Genomic DNA, 19,429 nt, shown 5'->3' with positions numbered 1-19,429 from the left:
GCTCCAGCAGGCGGCGTTTTTGATCTTGGCCCTCAGCCCCGCACGGCCTCCGGCTCTGTGAGAGTCTGGAGCAGGCATTCCAGCCTGTTGCCGCGTGATCCCTTGAACAGGGCCACGCCGCCGGTTTTGTTTTCGGCAAAGGCATTGCCCGTCAATTCGCCCCATGCAGCAGCAAAGGCCGCAGCGTCATACACCTCGAACCACGGCCCTGTATAGCCCCCACAGGTCAGCCCGGCGCGGATATTTTCGCCATGGCCGCCTTTCCAGAATACTGCCGCAGGTTTAAGTTCAGCCAGGTGTTTGCCAAGGGCCTCGTGCTCTGCCTCGGCCTGCGGCCCAAGCTCGAGCATTTCGCCGAGCACAGGCACAAAAAGCCTGCCAGCGGCGCGCTCTGCCGCAGCATCAAGCATGCGACGCATGGAAAGCGGATTGGCATTATAGGTATCGTCAATAAGCAGCCATTTGCCCACGCGCGCCTGGTTGAACCGCTGCACGGGCAGCTCGCTCTGAGCCAGCCCCTGAGCAATTTCCGCAGTGCTCAAGCCCAGCAGATGGGCGGCGGCGGCAACGGCTATAACATTTTCCGCGCCGTACTCTCCCCTGAAAGGAGCGGTAACGTCGCAACGCGCGCCGTCAAGCCAGAGGTGGTACAGGCCGCGCCTGTCGTCCGGCGCGTCAACGCCCGTTGCGGCATCATCGCGGCTGTCGGCCTGTGCGGGCGCTGGCCCTGCGTAAGAGGCGCGGTATTCCACAGCCCTGCCTGCGGCGCTGAAAAAATGCAGTTCCGCGCCGGTGGCTCTGGCCTCGCGCACAAGTTCGGGATAATCGGCGCACACAAGGCCGATGCCCTTGGGGGCAAGATTTGTGAGCAGGCGCGATTTGTGCCAGGCTACGCCCTTGCTGCCAAGGCCTTCTGTATGCCCGGCGCCGACGTTGAGAATAAGTCCAATGTCAGGGCGCATGACAGACGACAGTTCTTCCATGTCGCCCTCATGGCTGATGCCAGCCTCCATGACCCAAAAATCTTCATCGCCGTCAGTGGCGAGCATGGCGCGGGGCATGCCTATCTGGTTGTTGTTGTTCAGGGCGTTCTTGGCGGTCTTGCCTCGCACGGAAAGCACCTGAGCCAACACTTCCTTAAGGGTTGTCTTGCCCGCAGTGCCCGTAACGCCCACAACTTTAGCGGTTGTTTTGTCGCGCCACATGGCGGCTATGCTGCCAAGGGCCTTGACCGTATCTTCCACAACCAGCACGGGCACACCCGCATCGGGCAGCGCCCGGGAGGCCAGCACGGCAGAAGCCCCAAGCTCCACGGCGGCAGGCACATAGTCATGCCCGTCCACCCTGCTGCCGGGGATGCAGACAAAGAGAGCCCCGGGCGCGGCCTCGCGGCTGTCCGTCACTGTGGCGGTCAGCGCAATGTCGCTCTCAAGGGCGCTCAGGCCCAGACGGGCCGCTATTTCATTGTAGGTCAGTCGCAATGAAGAAACTCCCTAACTACTTCCTGGTCGCTATAGTGGTGTTTGACACCCTGGATGATCTGATAATCCTCATGGCCTTTGCCTGCAATAAGCAATGCATCGTCCTTGCCGAGCATTTTCAGCGCCTTGATGGTAGCGGCGCGGCGGTCAACCTCAACCACAACTTCGCGGGCGGATTTCAAACCAGGCAGAACATCCTGCAAAATGGCTTCCGGCTCTTCAAAACGCGGGTTGTCAGAGGTCAGCACTGCCACGTCAGACCAGCGGGCAACAGCCTCGCCCATGAGGGGGCGCTTGGTGCGGTCACGATTGCCGCCGCAGCCAAATACAGTAACAACGCGTTTGAATCCAGCCCCCCGCAGGGCCTGCAAAACGTTTTCCAGCGCGTCCGGCGTGTGGGCATAGTCGACAAATACATTTAATCCTTGGGGATTTTCCACACGTTCAAGCCGCCCGCTCACGCCCGTAAAACTTTCAAGAGATTTGAAAGCATCTGGCTCTATGCCCATTTCAAGGGCAACAGCCTGCACGGCCAGCAGATTGGAGGCGTTGAACGCGCCCACCAACGGCGAGCGAAGTTCCCACTTGCTGCCCTCAAGATGCATGCGCATGTGGCAGCCCTCCGTTCCGGCAGAAAGCAGCTCACCCCAGAGGTGACGCTTGTTCAGCGCGCCTTTCTGCAAGCCAAAGGAAAGCGCCGTGGGGCACAGTTCCAGCAGGCGGCGGCCCCAGGGGTCATCGGCGTTGACAGCCATGGCCTTGTCGGGCCGGGGCAGCTCCAGGAACAGGCGGGCCTTGACCTGGAAGTAGCTTTCCATGCTCTTGTGATAATCCAGATGATCCTGCGTCAGATTGGTAAAGGCTGCGCCGGAAAACGGCACGCCGCAGACGCGCTGCTGATCAATGGCGTGGGAGGACACTTCCATCACCGCCACATCCACGCCCGCCTTGGCCATGGCGGCCAGCATGGCGTGCACGCTCAGGGCATCGGGCGTAGTGAGGGGTGCGGCTTCCGCATGACCGGGCCAGCGGTAGCTGACCGTGCCCATGACGCCAAGCTTGTGCCCAGCCTGCGCAAAGAGCTGCTCGAGCAGATAGGAGCAGGTGGTCTTGCCGTTGGTGCCTGTAACGCCCACGATCTTGAGCGGCAGCTCGCTGGTGCGCCAGCGGGCCTCTGCCAGACGCCAGAGCGCCTCACGCGGGTCGGAATGATGCACAACGCGACAGCCGCCAGCAAGTGCAGCGGCTTCTTCCGCTCCGCCGGGGCGGCAAACGACAATGGAAGCCCCTGCGGCTACTGCGGCGGGAATAAAACGCGCCCCGTCTTCGTTAACGCCAGGCACGGCAACAAAGATATCGCCGGAATTGACCTGACGAGAATCGACGCGCACTTCAATACCGCCGCGTCTGCACTGTTCAAGAAGGGTTGCAAATTCCCGTTCCATATCAACCTCACTGCATAACCGGGGCAAATGCCCCAATTTAGTCCCGGCGGCGCGCGCAATTCAACCCGCAACCCCGCGCGCCATGCGTGCGCCAGCCGGAAGCAACCTGCCGTTCTTACCGTTCGGAAAGCCAGAGAATATATTCGATGTCCTTGCCTTCTTCAGGCCAGGCCACTCCGGGGGCAGGGGTCTGTTTGACCACCCTGCTGCCGGATCCTTTGAGTTCAGGCACAACACCTGCGCGGGCAAACAGTTCAACCGCATTGCGCACAGATTTGCCCATCACGTCCGGCACCCGGCTGCTGGCCTTGGCCAGATGCCCAGGCAAGCGCATGCCTTCGGCCTGCTGCGGCGGGGCCAGCTTTCTGGAGTCGGTGGCATAGGGAACCTCCAGCGCGGCAAGCTTGAGACCGCGTTGACGGGTCTTGGTGGCCGGGCCTTCACCCTCGGAGGCTTTTTTATCCGCTTCCGCCACCTTGGTTTCGTTAAACATGCCCGTATACGACACCATGCGGGAGGCAACTTCCTTGAACACGGGTGCTGCCACCACGCCGCCGTACTGGTTACGTGAAGGTTCATCAACCATGACCATCACAAAATACTTGGGCTTGTCTGCCGGGAAAAAGCCCACGAACGAAGCGAGACGCTTGCTGCCGTATGTGCCCGACCTGTGGTCGGCCTTCTGGGCTGTACCGGTCTTGCCGCCAACGTCAATGCCGTCTACACGTGCGCGCTTGCCTGTACCATCATGTTCTTCAACAACATCGCGCATCATGTGCATGACTTCGCGCACAGCGGTTTCAGAATAAATACGGGGGCGCACCTCATCCACCACGCCGTCTTCGCGCGTGAGGCGCAGGGGCTTGTACACGCCATTGTTGAGCAGGGTCAGGTAGCCCTGCGCCATCTGAAGGCCCGTCACCGAAATACTCTGACCAAACGAGGTGGACATGATGTCCACTTCGCTCCAGTCGCGCGGGGCGCGCAGGATGCCACGGCTTTCAGACACAGGTACGCCCGTGCGCTGTCCAAAGCCCAACGCATGCATATATTTGTAGAAGGTAGGAGCGCCCATGGACAGGCCGATCTTGGCCATGCCGATGTTGGACGAATAGCGCAGCACCTTGGCCGCAGGCAATATTCCCTGACGCGAAGTATCGCGGATGGTGAAGTTTTTGGTCACCCACTTGCCGCCTTCGCAGTCGATGAGGGTGTTGGGCGTGACCTTGCGTTCCTGAATGGCGGCAGCCATCACAAAGGGCTTGAATGTGGAACCCGGTTCCAGAGCATCGGCAGCCAGCCTGTTGCGGTAAACAAGCGGCGAAAAATCCTTGTAGTTGTTAGGATTGAAGAAAGGATACTGCGCCCAGGCCATAATTTCGCCCGAGGCCACATCCACCACCAGCGCCCCGCCCCAGCGGGCATCGTATTCCCGCACGGTACGCGCCACGGCTTCTTCAACAAAAAACTGAATCTGCATGTCGATGGTGAGGGTCAGATCCTGCCCCACCGGTTCGCTCTGCCCTTCTTCGTGCAGATAAAAACGGCGGCCCATGGCATCGCGCTGCACAATCTGGCGCGTGGGAATGCAGCCAAGACGCGCATCGAGCGAGCGCTCGATGCCTTCAAGCCCCTTGTCGTCAAGGCCCACAAAGCCCAAAAGCTGCCCCGCCATGTGCTTGAAGGGATAAACGCGGTCATATTCCTTGCTCAGGCCTATGCCGGTAATGTTGGCCTTGCGCACGGCCTCGGCGGTATAGTCGTCCACCTTGCGCTTCAGCCAGACAAAACGGCGCTTGGTCTGCGCCAGGTCGTCATAAAGCTTCTGCGGCTCCATGCCCAGAATGGGGCCAAGGGTGTTGGCCATGGCCTGAAAATCGGTGATGTCCTGCGGGCGGGCGTAAATGGATTTTGCTTCCACACTGCGGGCCAGCACCTGACCGTTGCGGTCAAAGATCATGCCGCGACGCCCGGTAACCAGCTCCGTTGCCGTATGCTGCCGACGCGCGCGCTCTGCAAGGCGCGGCCCCTCCATCATCTGGAGATACCATGCGCGCGCCCACAGCCCGACCCACAGCATGCAGAAGATGCTGACAACTATCTTGATGCGGGCGCGGCCCCAGTCCACATTACCCATCCAGGCCGGAGAAGTCGCACCCTTGCCCGAAGAGACAAGGTTGCGGGTGATCTGCGGCTTGGTGGCACGGACAGGGCCAGAGCTGGAGACATTGCGTTTGCGAGAGCTGAGTTTGAACATGGCGTTTCCAAACTGGGCGTCGCCGTGATGACGCCGGGCTTTTTCCGGGCCTGAGCATTAACTGGTCAGGCATTGGAGCATTCCGGAGTTTTTACTGTAGTTCCATACGTCGAATCTGGCCGGGCTTGGGTTCGCGCATACCGAACTCATCTGCCTTGCGCCGCAGTTCATAGGGAGAAAGCAGCCGTTCGCGCTCAACTTCAAGCTTGGCCCTCAGGGCGCGCCGTTCGCGAACAGTATTTTGCTGAATATTGATGAAATAGGTTGTGTCCATGCGCTCAATGTTGCTCCACACCAGCACAAGACCCATGACCATGCAGCTCAGAAGCCCCAGAACCAGCGCCAGCAGCCATCCCCTGCCCCCATGTTGCTGGTTCATGGCTGTATTGCGCTTCATGATCCGGTGCCCTCGGCTATTTTTTCCACAGCGCGCAGCTTGGCGCTGCTGGAGCGAGGGTTGACGGCCAGTTCTTCGGGTGAGGCTGTCACGGGCTTTTTGAACAGGATGCGCACTTCAGGCTGATGATTGCACACGCATACCGGCACATGACGCGGGCAGCGGCAGCCCTCTGCCCAATGGCGCATGGCCTGTTTGACCATGCGGTCTTCAAGCGAATGAAACGCAATAATGGCGAGTCTGCCACCAATGGGCAGATATGCCAGTATGTTATCAAGAAAACGCCGCAATTCGCCCAGTTCGTCGTTGACGGCCATGCGCAAGGCCTGAAAGGTGCGCGTGGCCGGATGCCGACGGGCCTTGGCCCGCCATGCCGCGGGGTAGGCCTTTTCCACCAGGGCTGCCAGTTCTGCGGTGGTGTCTATGCTGGCCTTCTGGCGCGATTCCACAATAACGCGGGCAATGCGCCCGGCCTGTGGTTCTTCGCCCAGCATGGCTATGCATTCCTTGAGCCTGGCAAAACTCTCGCGGTTGACCCAGTGCCAGGCCGATGGCTGGCCGGAATTCTGATCCATGCGCATATCGAGCGGGCCATCGCCGTGAAAGCTGAAACCGCGTTCGGCTTCGTCAAGCTGAAGCGAAGACACGCCGATATCCAGCAGCGCACCGTCCACCTTGTCCCAACCCAGTTCTGCCAGCGCATCGGGAAAATTGCTGTAATTGCAATGAAAAATGTGAGCGCGGTTGCCAAAAGGGGCCAGCCGCTGACGCGCAAGAGCCATGGCGTCTTCATCCCGGTCAAGGCCGCACAGTTCAATGTCGCTGGCGGTGCCGAGCACTGCCGAGGCATGACCGCCCATTCCCAGAGTGCCGTCCAGATAACGGCCCCCGGCGCTGGGCGAAAGAGCCTCCAACGTTTCTGCCGGGAGCACCGGCACGTGCCGCACGGGTCCAGCAATGTTATCCAAAATTTCCGTCATGGTGCGGCCTATAGACTGAGAGTTATGCCAAGCCCGGAAAGCTCGTCGGACACATCCTCAAGCTGGAGGGCGTTGAAGCGTTCCTGATCCCAGATTTCAAATTTGTTCAGCATGCCCACAAGCATTGCATCCTTATGCAAGCCCGCCTCGCGCATCAGCACCTGCGGAATGCGCACTCGCCCCTGGGCGTCAGGTTCAAGTTCCTGGGCAAGGCCCATAACCTTTGTTTTGAAGTGCGAAAGCCTGGGTGAAGGCATGGGGATGCTGCCAAGCTGTTCTGTAACCATGTCCCAGTCGGCGGGCAGATAGGCCACCAGGCGTCCGTAAAAAGCAGTAAGCCAAAACACCCCAGAGCCGCCGTCCGCGCAGAGTCCTTCGCGGTATTCCGGCGGCAGCATGAGGCGCCCCTTGGGGTCCAGGCTGCGGGAAAGGCTTTTTGTGAACAGTTTTTTCACTTTTTCCCACTTCTTACTACTTGTTACCACTTTTTCCCACTTATGCCCCATGCCCCACCCCGTGTCAAGTAATGCCGCAAAATTGGCTTTATTTGCGAATTATCTGGCTATCAGCCATCCAGTTTCCGCCCGTTTTTGCAGTGGTAAAAAGTGGCAAATTACCACTGCCACCCCTCAGGTAATGCACGACAAAAAATAACGCCCATCATTGCCGCCAGAAGCAAAAAGCCACCAGGCGAACAACAAGAGCGCAGTTTCAACGCTTTTGCGCCGAATGCCTTGACAATATGCGGGAAAAACAAGACTATTTGGACCAAGCCGGAACTGTAAATTTTGTACTTTTGCGCCCTTGCGCCACCGGTTTCAGCCAAAAGGAACAGATATGAGAACGAAAATTGTCGCTACTATCGGTCCCGCTTCCAACAGCAAAGAAAAATTGCACGAACTGGCCGAGGCCGGGGTCAGTGTATTTCGCCTCAATTTTTCGCATGGCGGCGCAGCGGACTTTGTTACCATCATCCAGAGCATCCGTGAGGTGGAAGCGGCCATCGGGCGGCCCATCACCATCATGCAGGATCTTTCCGGCCCCAAGATTCGCCTTGGCGTGCTGCCCGAAACCAGCATAACCGTCACCAAGGGCATGGAACTGCTGCTCGGCCCCAGTGACCGCCATGTGGACGATTTCCCCTATCTGCCCTTTGACCACGATGTGATCCTCGAAAGCCTCGAGCCCGGCGATCGCATGGTGCTGGCTGACGGCGGGCTTCAGTTTGTGGTTACTGAGTGCCGCTCGGACGGCCTTGTGATGCTTAAGGCGGACAACTCCGGCATCGTCACCTCGCGCAAGGGTCTGGCCCTGCCCGGCAAGGCCACCAAGGTGCGCGCCCTGACGGAAAAGGACAAAAAAGACCTTGCGGACGGCCTCAAGCTTGGCGTGGACGCAGTGGCAATCTCCTACGTGCAGACTGCGGACGACGTGCGCGAAGCCAAGGAGCTTATCGCCGCTGCCGGCAAAAGCCTGCCCGTGGTCGTCAAACTTGAACGGCAGAGCGCCGTGGACAACCTTGCAGAAATTCTGCACGAGACAGACGTCGTCATGGTGGCTCGAGGCGACCTTGGTGTGGAATGTCCCCTGCCCCTTCTGCCCGCGCTGCAAAAGCACATCATCAGCGCATGCAACAAGGCCTCCAAGCCGGTTATTGTTGCCACGCAGATGCTGCTCTCCATGGTCAACAGCCCTGCCCCCACCCGCGCGGAGACCACAGACGTGGCCAATGCCGTGCTTGACGGCGCGGACTGCGTGATGCTTTCGGAAGAAACCGCCATGGGCAACTTCCCCGTTGAAACGGTGCGTTACATGCGCCGCATCACCGACGAGGCCGAACGCCTGCTGCTGCTCAACCGCAAGCTTGAAGAGCCGGACAGCGACAAGGGCATACCTGAATTTCTGGCCTACTCCGCCTGCCTGCTGGCAGACAAGGCTTCGGCCAAGGCCATTGTGTCGCACAGTCTTTCGGGCAGTTCGGCCCGGCAGGTCTCTGCCCGCCGCCCCCCGCAAAGCATCTATGCGCTCACGCCTGACCCGGTTTCCATCAAGGCGCTCAACTTTGTTTGGGGCGTGAGGCCTGTTTTTGTGGAAAACCCGCAGGAAGAACCAAGCCACCTTATCCGGGCCGAGAGCTTTATCCATAACAGCCCTGATTTTGAACCTGACGACTGCGCGGTTATTACCGCTGGTCAGGTCAAGGGGTCTTCCGCCACGCCCCGTGGTACAAACCTTGTCAAAATTTACTGGAAGTAGCTCATGGCCGCAGAGCAAAGGAAAGTTCTTGATGTTCCCATGAACATCAATGAGGAATATTATCAGATCAGCGGCGAAATCCTGTCGAGCTTTCCCAAGTTCCGGCCTCCGGTAGATCTGTTCAGGTTTCGTGAAGACATCGCGGTGCTGGCTCCCTACTGCGTCAAGGGGAGCCGCCTGACCAGCGAACAGGTGGACGAAGTGGCGCAGTTGTGTGCGGAGGGCGACCTTTTTGTTTCGCGCTCCGACCACCCCATTTACTCGCGCCATATCGTCAAGCAGCTTGACCTTGTGTTGCAGGACAACAACCTCAAGGAAGCGGAAATCGCAGATATCTGCATCCGCGCCCTGCTTATGCGTTGCAGCGATTTTTTTGAGCAGCCCGTCAAGGCGCTCTTTGAACCGCTGTACCGCGACGTTATGGTTGTTACTGAATACCTGTGGAGCGACAAACACCACATCAACACATTCATGCGCCGTCTGTTTCGCAAAAACAACCTTGCACGGCATTCCATCAACAGTATGATTGTGGGCCTGTGGATATGGTTGCAGGGCTCTGGTGAATACCGCCGCAAAGACATGGATCGCATTGCAGTTGCCATGCTGCTGCACGATGTGGGCATGTGCAAGGTTCCCCCTTTCCTGCTCAGCAAGGCTGGCCCTCTGAAGCAGGAAGAAAGGGAAAAAATCATTCCCCATCCCATTGTGGGCGTTCGGTTGATGCAAAAGATGGAAGTGTCTTTTGACGAACTGCTGCGCGCCTGTTTTGAGCATCACGAACGGCTTGACGGTTCGGGCTATCCCCAGCATACCAAGGGCAGCCAGACCACCAAGGTGGGACGCCTTGCAGCGGTGGCCGACTCTTTTGCCGCCATGATTTGCGAACGGCCTTTCAGAAAGGGCAAGGATGTTGTGCAGTCTGCCAAGGAACTTGCCAGCGACCCGCGCTATGATCAGGAAATGGCCAACGCGCTGTTCGGTGGTTTTGCCGCAGGCACCATCGGGCAAATGGTCGACATGGACGCGGTGGTAGATACGCCGCAGCCGGAATAGACATACCCAGGCACAGGCCAGCAAGGAAACAGCAAAAACTCATTTTGGCTCAGGCTTAAACGCTCCACGGGCGTCTGACCTGAGCCAGCAGCTACATAAAAAGCCGGGTCAGGAACAAGCGTTCTGATCCGGCTTTGCGTTTCAACATGGCCCGCTTGTGCGGCTGGCAATTGCCCTGCCTGCTCGGCTAGGTCTGCTTATATTATGCCCGCTGCGGCAAAAAACACCTCCGGCTCACGCCGCTCACGGCAGTTGCTTTCGATCATGGCAACGATTTTGTCCACCTGAGGATTGTCAAAATACTTTGCCTGTTCCGGGCAGATTTTTACGCAGGCGCAACAGCGCAAACAGCCCTGCGCCACCTGCGCGGCATTGTTGGCATCAATCACGCGCATGGGGCACACGCTGGCGCACAAGCCGCACTGCGTACATGAATCAAGGGTTTGAGGCCGAATATCCGCTGCTGGCGGCAGCGCCTTGTAAGGGCGGTTGCCGGACACAGCCACAGTTGTGCTTCTTCCACTGCAGATGACGCTGGCAGCGTTGCGAGCAAAATTCGCGATAGCGGCCATATCTTCTGCATCAGGCCTGCCTGCCCCGACCTTTGCCGTCATGCTGTGCTCTGCCACAAAGGCCCCTGCCGCAGGAACGGAAAAACCGTGGGCTACAAACAGATCAACCGCTTCAAGCAGGGCATCGTCATAGTGCCTGTTGCCATACACGGCAAGCGGAACCGCTCGTGCTCCATGCCCTGCCAACCTTGCCAGCGGCTCCATCAGCAATTGGGGAATACGCCCGGCATAGACCGGAAAGGCAAAAACCAGCACATCCTCCGCTCCAAGCGTGTGGGCTGCCGCCCGCCCTTCAGGAAACGTCCAGTCCCAGTCATCGCCGCGCGCCAGCGCCATATTCTGCGCCAATTCCTGCTCCAGAACACGGGCAACCTCTTGCGCCATGTTGCGGCTGCTGCCAGTTGGGCTGAAAAAGACCGTGTGAAGGTTTGCAACCATGACATTATCCTTTGTTCATGAAAAAGCGGGCCGTTGGTACAGCCCGCCTGAAGAGTGCATTCTCATACGGCGCAGAGCCGCAAATGCAGTACAGCAAAAAGGCCTTTACCAGGCTTTCTTGCTCTGCTCGTGCCCGACTATGCCGCCAGCCAGAGCGCCCACACCTGCGCCAGCGAGGGCGCCCCAGGCAGCCGATCCACCGGCAATGGCAGCAACACCGGCACCGCCAAGCGCGCCAAGGGCCGCACCACTGGCAACACCCTGCTGGGTCTTGCTCATATTGGTGCAACCGATGCCGCTGACAAACATGGCTGCCAGCAACGTGATTATCAACAAGTTTTTCATATTTTCTCTCCTGAAAAAACCGCGTAGCGGATTTTGCTGTTACTTGGCGTTCAGGCGGGGTTCAATGATTTCGCGCCAGATCACGCTCATGACAGGGCGTTCAAGTTGCTGCGGATTAGCAGTATACCACGCGTCCACCATCTTGGCGACTTCTGCGCGGTTTACACCTTTGAAGGCCTTCATCCAGCCCTTTTCAAAGGGTGAAAGCGTGTACACCGGGCGCTTGCCTTCCTTGGCCGCTTTCTCCACGATTTTGCCGTTTACAAAATACTCAACGGTGATCGCTGTTTCCACACCGAAAAGAAAGGCGAGCTTTTCAGCTTCCGGAGTTTTTTGCCACGCGGCACCCGTAAACTGATCCACAGGATTCGCCTTGGAAGTTTCGGCCTCAGGCGTATTCTCGGCAGCGCGAACCGGAGCGAATGCCAGAACAAGTGCAAGGCTCAAGGCCAGACACAAAACCGACTTTTTCACGATATGCTCCTTGAGTTGAAGAACCCTTTGCAATACCGCTTGTGCGGCAGCCAGCCGCGTGGACAAAATAGACCAGCGGCAAAAATTATCGGGGCATGGCCCTTAGCTTGTATTGTAGTTTACCCAAAACACCACCGAGATATCAAGTACGAAAAACCCGGCTGCCTTACATAAACAGCCGGGTTTTCATTCACCGTGGCGCACGGTGCGCCTTTGTACTTTATATGCCTTGGTGGCAGGGCAATCTGCCCTACGCTCCTGCGGCCTCGCCTATAAGCTGGCGGAAGCGGCCAAAGAGGTACTGCCCATCGCGGGGGCCAGCCGCCGCTTCGGGGTGGTACTGCACGCTCATGACAGGCAGGGTCTTGTGGCGCAGGCCTTCAAGCGTGTTGTCGTTCAGGTTGATATGCGTGGCTTCCACATCGTTCACACCGTCCAACACCACATGGAAACCGTGGTTCTGGGACGAAATTTCGATGCGTCCTGTGGTCAGATCCTTGACAGGGTGGTTGCAGCCGTGGTGGCCGAACTTGAGCTTGTCGGTGGTGCCGCCAAGGGCATGACCGATAAGCTGATGCCCGAGGCAGATGCCTGTGACAGGGAACGAACCAACAAGCTCGCGCACCAGAGCAATTTCGGCAGTCAGGGTGGCCGGGTCGCCGGGGCCGTTGGAAAGGAACACGCCCTTGGCTCCACTGGCCTTGGCCTGCGCTGCGCTGAAGTTCGGCGGCACCGCCAGAGGCTCAAAACCGGCCTCGCACAGGCGGCGCAGAATGTTCCACTTGATGCCATAATCATACACCAGCAGGGGCAGGCCCGTGCCGCGCCATGCGTAGGCGCCGTCGGCGCCGAGAGCGACCTTTTGCGGCTGGTTGTCAAACCACGCGTAGGGTTCCTGCGCTGCCACAAAGGGCACGAGATTGCGGCCCTTCATGGTGGGCTGGGCAAGCACTTTTTCCTTGAGGGCAGCGGGGTTCAGCTCCCTGGTGGAAATCATGCCGCGCATGGCGCCGTTGATGCGCAGGTGGCGCGTCAGGGCGCGGGTATCCAGCCCTTCCATGCCAGGCGTATCGAACTTCTGCAAAAAGGCGGGCAATGCCATGACAGACTGCCAGTTGGAGGGCTGCTTGCAGCATTCCTTTACCAGAAAGGCGCTGCAATGCACGCGGGCCGATTCCATATCAGCCTCGGAAATGCCGTAGTTGCCCACCAGCGGATAGGTCATGCAGACCATCTGCCCGTAGTAGGAGGGGTCGGTGAGCACTTCCTGATAGCCAGTCATGCCCGTGGTGAAAATCACTTCACCGCCGGTTTCAAAGTCTCCGGTAAAGGATTTGCCTTCCAACGTGAATCCGTCTTCCAGCACCAGCAATGCTTTCATAACTTACCCCCGCGCTTCCCGCGCGTAGTATTCCTGCAAACTTTCCACATGGGTCTCTGCCCGCCGCGAACCGATGGCCGTGGCCGTGGCGCGCGCTGCGGCGATGGTGGTGCAGTAAGGAACCTTGTATGTCAGGGCCGCGTGGCGAATGGCCTTGGAATCCCTGGCCGTATGCTTGCCCGAAGCCGTGTTGATGACCAGAGCCACCTCATGATTGATGAGCAGATCCACAATGTTGGGCCGCCCTTCGTAAACCTTGAGCACTTCTTCCACTTCAAGCCCGTGCTCACGCAGCACGGCAGCCGTGCCGCGCGTAGCCAGCAGGTGGAAGCCAAGCTTGGCAAACATATCCGCCACTTCGGGCAGATAGGGCTTGTCGCGGTCGTTGACCGACAGGAAGAGCTTGCCCCCCTGCGGCAGAACCTGACCAGCGCCCAGCTGGCTCTTGAGGAAGGCCTCGCCGAAGTTGGAGCCCATGCCCATGACTTCGCCGGTGGAGTGCATTTCGGGTCCGAGAATCACGTCCACGCCGGGGAAGCGCTGGAAAGGCAGCACAGCTTCCTTGACGCAGGTGAATCCGCCCTTGCGCATGCTCCAGGGATCCAGTTCCTCAAGCGTTTTGCCCAGCATGACCTGGGTTGCCAGGTAAGGCAGGGGAACGCCCGTGGCCTTGGACACAAAGGGCGCGGTGCGCGAGGCGCGCGGGTTTACTTCCAGTATATAGATATCATCGCCCTTGATGGCAAACTGGATGTTCATCAGGCCCACGACCTTGAGTTCGCGGGCAAGGGCCTCGGCCTGCACCGCAATGCGGGCCACGTGGTCGTAAGAAAGCGAGTACGAGGGCAGTACGCAGGCAGAGTCGCCGGAGTGGATGCCAGCTTCCTCGATGTGTTCCATGATGCCCGCCACGTACACTTCCTTGCCGTCCGAAAGAGCGTCCACGTCCACTTCCACCGCATGTTCAAGGAACTTGTCGATGAGGATGGGGTGTTCCGGCTTTTGCGGCACCTGGACATGGAAGTAATCTTTCAGTTCGGCGGCGTCATACACCACGGCCATGGCGCGGCCGCCGAGCACGTAGCTGGGCCGCACAACCACGGGGTAGGTGATGCGTTCGGCCACTTCAAGCGCGTCTTCAAGGCTCATGGCCGTGCCGTTCGGCGGCTGGAGCAGCTCAAGCTTTTCAATGAGCGCTTGGAAGCGTTCGCGGTCTTCGGCGCGGTCAATGGCATCCGGGCTGGTACCAAGAATGGGTACGCCAGCGCGCATGAGCGGCACGGCAAGGTTCAGCGGGGTCTGGCCGCCAAACTGCACGATGACGCCCTCGGGCTTTTCCTTTTCCACAATGTTCATCACGTCCTCGAAGGTCAGCGGCTCAAAATAGAGCCTGTCCGAGGTGTCGTAGTCTGTGGAAACGGTTTCGGGGTTGGAGTTCGCCATGATGGCCATCACGCCCGCATCGCGCAGGGCGAAGGAAGCGTGGCAGCAGCAGTAGTCAAACTCGATGCCCTGGCCGATGCGGTTGGGGCCGCCGCCAAGAATGAGCACCTTGCGGCGGTCTTCCACCTTGATTTCTTCGCCCCGTTCGTAGGTGGAGTAAAAATAGGGGGTGTAGGCCTCAAATTCCGCAGCGCAGGTGTCCACCAGATAATAGGTGGGTTCCACGTGCATTTCCTTGCGCATGCGGCGTATGTCGGCCTCGGGCATCTTCCACATTTCCGCCAGCTGGCGGTCGGAGAAGCCGTATTCCTTGGCTTCGCGCAGCATGTCGGCAAGAGCGGCGTTGGCCGTGGTCATGTCGTTGGCAAGGCCAAAATTGCTGATGCGCTTTTCCATCTCCACAATGTCGCGCACCTGGCGGATGAACCAGGGATCAATGGCGGAAACCGCAAAGATTTCTTCTTCGCTGATACCGGCCACAATGGCCTGCCGCAGCGAAAAAATGCGCTTGGAGTTGGGGCGGTGCAGGGATTCCAGAATGGTTTCGCGGTCGGGCAGCTCGGAGCGGAAGCTGTAGCCAAGGCCCGTTGCGCCGATTTCCATGGAGCGCAGGCCCTTCTGCAAGGCTTCCTTAAATGTGCGCCCAATGCTCATGGCTTCGCCCACGCTCTTCATGGAGGTGGTGAGCTCGTCCTTGGCGCCGGGGAACTTTTCAAAAGTGAAGCGCGGGATTTTCACCACGCAGTAGTCGATGGCTGGCTCAAAGCTCGCCACGGTCTCGCGGGTGATGTCGTTGCGCAGTTCGTCAAGGGTGTAGCCCACGGCCAGCTTGGCGGCGATTTTGGCAATGGGAAAGCCCGTGGCCTTGGAGGCCAGCGCCGACGAACGCGACACGCGGGGGTTCATTTCGATAACCACAATCTCGCCGTTGGCCGGATTGAGGCCGAACTGCACGTTACTGCCGCCCGTTTCCACGCCGATTTCGCGCATGATGGCAATGGAGGCGTCGCGCAGGTTCTGGTATTCGGCGTCAGAGAGTGTCTGCACCGGGGCCACGGTGATGGAGTCGCCCGTGTGCACACCCATGGGATCAAAGTTTTCAATGGCGCAGATGATGACGCAGTTGTCTTTGGCGTCACGCATCACTTCCATTTCGATTTCTTTCCAGCCAAGCACGCTCTGCTCGATCATGACTTCAGAGGTGGGGCTCGCCGAAAGACCGCTGGATGCAATGGCTTCAAGATCTTCCATATTATAGGCCACGCCGCCGCCAGTGCCGCCAAGCGTAAAGGCCGGACGGATGATCAGCGGGAAGGGCAGCACGTTGCCGAGCTGGCAGGCCTCTTCAATGGTGCGGGCAATGCCGCTGGCGGGCATTTTAAGGCCGATCTTTTCCATGGCTTCGCGGAAAAGCTCGCGGCTTTCAGCCTTTTCAATCACGTCGGCGCGCGCGCCGATGAGCTCAACGCCGCATTCCGCCAAAACGCCGCTCTTGGCAAGCCCAAGAGCGGCGTTCAAAGCCGTCTGACCGCCAAGCGTAGGCAAGAGCGCATCGGGGCGTTCTTTTCGGATGATTGCGGCAAGGGTCTCCTGCTCGATGGGTTCCACATAGGTGGCGTCAGCCATATGCGGATCGGTCATGATGGTAGCCGGATTGGAATTGACCAGCACCACCTCGTACCCTTCTTCCTTGAGGGCCTTCACGGCCTGGGAACCGGAGTAGTCAAACTCGCAGCCCTGGCCGATGATGATGGGGCCCGCGCCGATGACAAGAATTTTGTGTAAATCCGAACGCTTGGGCATTGAACTTTCCTGCGGATTTTGAGATCAGAGGTAATGACGCGGCACAGGCGCGCCGATTTGCATAAAACGATTGTTTTTATTCCACAGCTGGTATAAAAGTCAAGTTTTTCCTTCGGCCAAATGAATACACACCCTTGCAGGGTTGCCGCCGCGCGCCCGCCAAGCCTAAATCAGAGGGTTTTACCCTGCCCATGCGGCATGCCGGGGACACAAAGCCCTTGCCTCGCACTTTTTTTTGCGCAATAATTTTTCCCTTGAATCCACAAGGGGAGCACCACATGCAGAATGTAAAAAAAGTCGTCCTCGCCTATTCGGGCGGGCTTGATACTTCCGTTATCCTTAAATGGCTCATTGAGACCTACAAGTGTGAGGTCATTGCCGTTACCGCCGATCTGGGCCAGCCCGAAGACCTCACGGGCGTGGAAGAAAAAGCGCTCAAGACCGGCGCTTCCAAGGCCTACGTGCTTGATCTGCGCGAAGAAATGGCCAAGGACTTTGTATTCCCCATGATGCGCGGCGCTGCCCGCTACGAAAACCGCTATCTGCTGGGCACCTCCATCGCCCGCCCGCTCATCGCCAAGGCCCTTGTGGACATCGCCCGCAAGGAAGGCGCGGACGCCGTGGCCCACGGCGCTACCGGCAAGGGCAACGATCAGGTGCGTTTTGAATTTGCCGTCAGCGCCCTTGCGCCCGACCTCAAGGTCATCGCCCCCTGGCGCGAATGGGATCTCATGTCGCGCACGGCCCTCACGGCCTTTGCCGAAAAGCACGGCATCCATATCTCCAGCGAAGCCAAGCGCTACAGCATGGACGCCAACATGATGCACACGAGCTTTGAAGGCAGCGAGCTGGAAAACCCCGGCAGCGCGCCCGATGCCTCGTGCCATCAGCGCTGCGTGCCCGTGGAAGAAGCGCCCGACACCCCCGAGATCATCAGCGTGGATTTCGAGCAGGGCAACCCTGTGGCCGTCAACGGTCAGCGCCTCTCCCCCGCCGCCATCATCAAGACCCTCAGCGAAATTGCCGGACGTAACGGCATTGGCCGCGACGACATGGTCGAAAACCGCTTTGTGGGCATGAAGTGCCGCGGCGTGTACGAAAACCCCGCCGGCACCCTGCTGTACGCCCTGCACCGCGACCTTGAAGGCATCTGCATGGATCGCGAACTGCTCGGCATCCGCGACATGCTGGCCGTGCGTTACTCGCAGTGCGTGTACAATGGCTTCTGGTATTCGCCCGAACGCGAAACAATGCAGGCCTTTATGGACAAGTCGCAGGAGTGCGTCACCGGCACCGTGCGCGCCAAGCTCTACAAGGGCGGCGTGTGGCCCCTGGCCCGCACCTCCCCCAACTCGCTCTTCTCCGAAGATCTGGCCACCTTTGAAGGCGGCAACTACGATCACAAGGATGCCGCTGGCTTTATCCGCCTCAACAGCCTGCGCCTGCGCCTGCACGCCGCTGTGCAGAGCAAGCTCGGCAAGTAGACTGAAACGCCCCGCATGCCGCCGTATTCGCAAGGCTGCATGCGGGGTTGCACAATATCGGGCGCTTTCCCCGGAGCCTGCGCCATCCCGGGCTCGGTCATTGGCGGCATTGCCGCATGTTTTGCAGAGATTTGACGGGACAGGTTCCGGGGGAAGCGGCGTTCGCCACGAGCAACGCGGCTTCCCCCAATTCATTTTTTACAGAAAACGGACAGACCATGAAGACCAACCAGAGCTGGGGCGGCCGCTTTGCCGAAGGCCCCAAGGAAGCCGTGGCCCAGTATACGGATTCGCAATCCTACGACAGAGCGCTCTACGCCCAGGATATCCGCGCGTCACAGGCGCATGCCCGCATGCTGGGCCGTCAGGGCGTCATCAGCCAGAACGAGGCACGGATTCTGGTCAACGGTCTGGACCGTGTGCGCGAAGAAATCGAAGCTGGCAATTTTGTGTGGAAGCCAGAACTTGAAGACGTGCACATGAATATTGAAGCGCGCCTGACCGAGCTTGTGGGTGATGTGGGCAAAAAACTGCACACGGGCCGCAGCCGCAACGATCAGGTGGGCCTGACCTTCCGCCTCTTTGTTGCCGACCGCCTCGAAACCTGGCGTCAGCGCGCGGCCTTGCTGTGCTCCGTGCTGGCCGACAAGGCCGCAGAGCACAAGACGGACATCCTGCCCGGCTGCACCCATCTGCAACCGGCCCAGCCCGTAAGCCTTGCCCACCACCTGCTGGCCTATGCCTGGATGTTCCGCCGCGATGCAATGCGCCTGGAAGACACCCTTGAGCGCGTGCGCATTTCGCCCCTTGGCGCAGCGGCCCTCGCCGGAACCACCTACCCGCTTGACCCGCAGAGCGTGGCGGACGAAGTGGGTTTTGCAGAAATTTACGGCAACTCCATGGACGCCGTTTCTGACCGCGATTTTGTGCTTGAAGCACTTTTTGACGGCTCAACCATCATGATGCACCTCTCGCGCCTGTGCGAAGAAATCATCCTCTGGGCCAACCCCGCCTTTGGTTTTGTGCGCCTTTCTGACGGCTATTCCACAGGCTCGTCTATCATGCCGCAAAAGAAAAACCCCGACGTGGCCGAACTCATGCGCGGCAAGACCGGGCGCGTCTATGGCGCGCTGACGGGCCTGCTCACGGTCATGAAGGGCCTGCCCTTGGCCTACAACCGCGACATGCAGGAAGACAAGGAAGGTTTCCTTGATGCCGACCGCACCGTTGAAGCATCGCTGCGCCTCATGGCGGGCATGCTGGAAGAACTGACCTTTCGCACCGACCGCATGCGCGAGGCCTGCAAGGCTGGCTTCCTCAACGCCACAGAACTGGCGGACTACCTCGTGGGCAAGGGTATTCCCTTCCGCGAGGCGCACCACATCACAGGTCAGGCCGTGGCTATGGCCGAAAAGGCTGGCAAAGGCCTTGAAGACCTCACTCTTGGCGAACTTCAGAGCCTTGAACCGCGTATTGAAGACTCGGTTTTTGCCATTCTGGAATATGCCGCAGCCGTGAGCCGCCGCGAAACCCCCGGTGGCACCGGCCCCCGCTCTGTGGAAACGCAGCTTGAACAGATCCACCAGTGGCTTGGGCAGAATCTGGGCGAGGAAAACTGAG

Annotated in this window: 15 protein-coding genes; 4 read left to right on the top strand and 11 right to left on the bottom strand. The window is 59.2% G+C overall.

Annotated features, from left to right (window positions below; all coding sequences use genetic code 11):
* Window positions 1-32 precede the first annotated feature (32 nt).
* The 6 genes from murF to RDK48_RS01825 form a co-directional block, all read right to left on the bottom strand.
* The gene (gene murF / locus RDK48_RS01850) at window positions 33-1,481 is read right to left on the bottom strand and encodes a UDP-N-acetylmuramoyl-tripeptide--D-alanyl-D-alanine ligase (RefSeq protein WP_298994451.1); all 1,449 of its coding nucleotides are present in this window, start codon (window positions 1,479-1,481) and stop codon (window positions 33-35) included.
* A complete protein-coding gene (locus RDK48_RS01845; protein WP_308587783.1) occupies window positions 1,472-2,926 on the bottom strand; it encodes a UDP-N-acetylmuramoyl-L-alanyl-D-glutamate--2,6-diaminopimelate ligase in 1,455 nt (484 codons plus the stop codon). The genes murF and RDK48_RS01845 overlap by 10 nt, the downstream gene beginning before the upstream one ends.
* Window positions 2,927-3,041: 115 nt before the next feature.
* Complete coding sequence (locus RDK48_RS01840; protein WP_298993463.1) at window positions 3,042-5,183, bottom strand: penicillin-binding transpeptidase domain-containing protein; 2,142 nt, start codon at window positions 5,181-5,183, stop codon at window positions 3,042-3,044.
* A gap of 91 nt (window positions 5,184-5,274) precedes the next feature.
* A complete protein-coding gene (locus tag RDK48_RS01835; protein WP_298993459.1) occupies window positions 5,275-5,580 on the bottom strand; it encodes a hypothetical protein in 306 nt (101 codons plus the stop codon).
* Window positions 5,577-6,560, bottom strand: a complete 984-nt coding sequence (gene rsmH, locus RDK48_RS01830; protein WP_298993457.1) for a 16S rRNA (cytosine(1402)-N(4))-methyltransferase RsmH — start codon at window positions 6,558-6,560, stop codon at window positions 5,577-5,579. The genes RDK48_RS01835 and rsmH overlap by 4 nt, the downstream gene beginning before the upstream one ends.
* An 8-nt stretch (window positions 6,561-6,568) precedes the next feature.
* Window positions 6,569-7,066, bottom strand: coding sequence for a division/cell wall cluster transcriptional repressor MraZ (locus RDK48_RS01825; RefSeq protein WP_308587779.1), 498 nt, complete (start codon window positions 7,064-7,066; stop codon window positions 6,569-6,571).
* A 331-nt stretch (window positions 7,067-7,397) separates the two neighbouring features.
* Between RDK48_RS01825 and pyk the strand changes: the two genes are divergently transcribed.
* On the top strand, window positions 7,398-8,816 hold the full coding sequence (gene pyk, locus RDK48_RS01820; RefSeq protein WP_298993452.1) for a pyruvate kinase: 1,419 nt from the start codon (window positions 7,398-7,400) through the stop codon (window positions 8,814-8,816).
* Window positions 8,817-8,819: 3 nt separating this feature from the next.
* Window positions 8,820-9,869 (top strand): HD-GYP domain-containing protein, encoded by a 1,050-nt coding sequence (locus tag RDK48_RS01815; RefSeq protein WP_298993450.1) that lies wholly within the window; start codon window positions 8,820-8,822, stop codon window positions 9,867-9,869.
* A 197-nt stretch (window positions 9,870-10,066) separates the two neighbouring features.
* Here RDK48_RS01815 and RDK48_RS01810 read toward each other — a convergent pair whose 3' ends face one another.
* The 5 genes from RDK48_RS01810 to carB all read right to left on the bottom strand — a co-directional run bounded on the left by RDK48_RS01810 (window position 10,067) and on the right by carB (window position 16,325).
* Window positions 10,067-10,879 carry a 4Fe-4S binding protein gene (locus RDK48_RS01810; protein WP_298993448.1) on the bottom strand — a complete coding sequence of 271 codons (813 nt, stop codon included), beginning with the start codon at window positions 10,877-10,879 and terminating at the stop codon, window positions 10,067-10,069.
* A gap of 105 nt (window positions 10,880-10,984) precedes the next feature.
* Window positions 10,985-11,224 (bottom strand): glycine zipper domain-containing protein, encoded by a 240-nt coding sequence (locus RDK48_RS01805; RefSeq protein WP_022659316.1) that lies wholly within the window; start codon window positions 11,222-11,224, stop codon window positions 10,985-10,987.
* A 39-nt stretch (window positions 11,225-11,263) separates the two neighbouring features.
* On the bottom strand, window positions 11,264-11,698 hold the full coding sequence (locus tag RDK48_RS01800) for a hypothetical protein (protein WP_298993445.1): 435 nt from the start codon (window positions 11,696-11,698) through the stop codon (window positions 11,264-11,266).
* A 250-nt stretch (window positions 11,699-11,948) separates the two neighbouring features.
* A complete protein-coding gene (gene carA, locus RDK48_RS01795; RefSeq protein WP_298993443.1) occupies window positions 11,949-13,079 on the bottom strand; it encodes a glutamine-hydrolyzing carbamoyl-phosphate synthase small subunit in 1,131 nt (376 codons plus the stop codon).
* A 3-nt stretch (window positions 13,080-13,082) separates the two neighbouring features.
* Window positions 13,083-16,325 carry a carbamoyl-phosphate synthase large subunit gene (carB, locus tag RDK48_RS01790; RefSeq protein WP_298993441.1) on the bottom strand — a complete coding sequence of 1,081 codons (3,243 nt, stop codon included), beginning with the start codon at window positions 16,323-16,325 and terminating at the stop codon, window positions 13,083-13,085.
* Window positions 16,326-16,603: 278 nt separating this feature from the next.
* On the opposite strand from carB, the gene RDK48_RS01785 reads away from it, so the two are divergent.
* The gene (locus RDK48_RS01785; protein WP_298993439.1) at window positions 16,604-17,809 is read left to right on the top strand and encodes an argininosuccinate synthase; all 1,206 of its coding nucleotides are present in this window, start codon (window positions 16,604-16,606) and stop codon (window positions 17,807-17,809) included.
* A 218-nt stretch (window positions 17,810-18,027) separates the two neighbouring features.
* Window positions 18,028-19,428, top strand: a complete 1,401-nt coding sequence (argH, locus tag RDK48_RS01780) for an argininosuccinate lyase (RefSeq protein WP_298993437.1) — start codon at window positions 18,028-18,030, stop codon at window positions 19,426-19,428.
* The last annotated feature ends 1 nt before the right edge of the window (window position 19,429 follow it).

Source organism: uncultured Desulfovibrio sp. (assembly GCF_902477725.1).
In the GTDB taxonomy this organism is placed as follows: Bacteria; Desulfobacterota; Desulfovibrionia; order Desulfovibrionales; family Desulfovibrionaceae; genus Desulfovibrio.
Note: the sequence above shows the minus strand (reverse complement) of the source record. Positions and strands in the feature narration are given on the sequence as shown.

What these genes read in the sequence shown, in the direction of transcription:
- RDK48_RS01845 (WP_308587783.1), bottom strand. Translation starts at nt 2,926, where the DNA reads ATGGAACGGGAATTTGCAACCCTTCTTGAACAGTGCAGACGCGGCGGT.
- RDK48_RS01840 (WP_298993463.1), bottom strand. Translation starts at nt 5,183, where the DNA reads ATGTTCAAACTCAGCTCTCGCAAACGCAATGTCTCCAGCTCTGGCCCT.
- RDK48_RS01835 (WP_298993459.1), bottom strand. Translation starts at nt 5,580, where the DNA reads ATGAAGCGCAATACAGCCATGAACCAGCAACATGGGGGCAGGGGATGG.
- rsmH (WP_298993457.1), bottom strand. Translation starts at nt 6,560, where the DNA reads ATGACGGAAATTTTGGATAACATTGCTGGACCCGTGCGGCACGTGCCG.
- RDK48_RS01825 (WP_308587779.1), bottom strand. Translation starts at nt 7,066, where the DNA reads ATGGGGCATAAGTGGGAAAAAGTGGTAACAAGTAGTAAGAAGTGGGAA.
- pyk (WP_298993452.1), top strand. Translation starts at nt 7,398, where the DNA reads ATGAGAACGAAAATTGTCGCTACTATCGGTCCCGCTTCCAACAGCAAA.
- RDK48_RS01815 (WP_298993450.1), top strand. Translation starts at nt 8,820, where the DNA reads ATGGCCGCAGAGCAAAGGAAAGTTCTTGATGTTCCCATGAACATCAAT.
- RDK48_RS01810 (WP_298993448.1), bottom strand. Translation starts at nt 10,879, where the DNA reads ATGGTTGCAAACCTTCACACGGTCTTTTTCAGCCCAACTGGCAGCAGC.
- RDK48_RS01805 (WP_022659316.1), bottom strand. Translation starts at nt 11,224, where the DNA reads ATGAAAAACTTGTTGATAATCACGTTGCTGGCAGCCATGTTTGTCAGC.
- carA (WP_298993443.1), bottom strand. Translation starts at nt 13,079, where the DNA reads ATGAAAGCATTGCTGGTGCTGGAAGACGGATTCACGTTGGAAGGCAAA.
- carB (WP_298993441.1), bottom strand. Translation starts at nt 16,325, where the DNA reads ATGCCCAAGCGTTCGGATTTACACAAAATTCTTGTCATCGGCGCGGGC.
- RDK48_RS01785 (WP_298993439.1), top strand. Translation starts at nt 16,604, where the DNA reads ATGCAGAATGTAAAAAAAGTCGTCCTCGCCTATTCGGGCGGGCTTGAT.
- argH (WP_298993437.1), top strand. Translation starts at nt 18,028, where the DNA reads ATGAAGACCAACCAGAGCTGGGGCGGCCGCTTTGCCGAAGGCCCCAAG.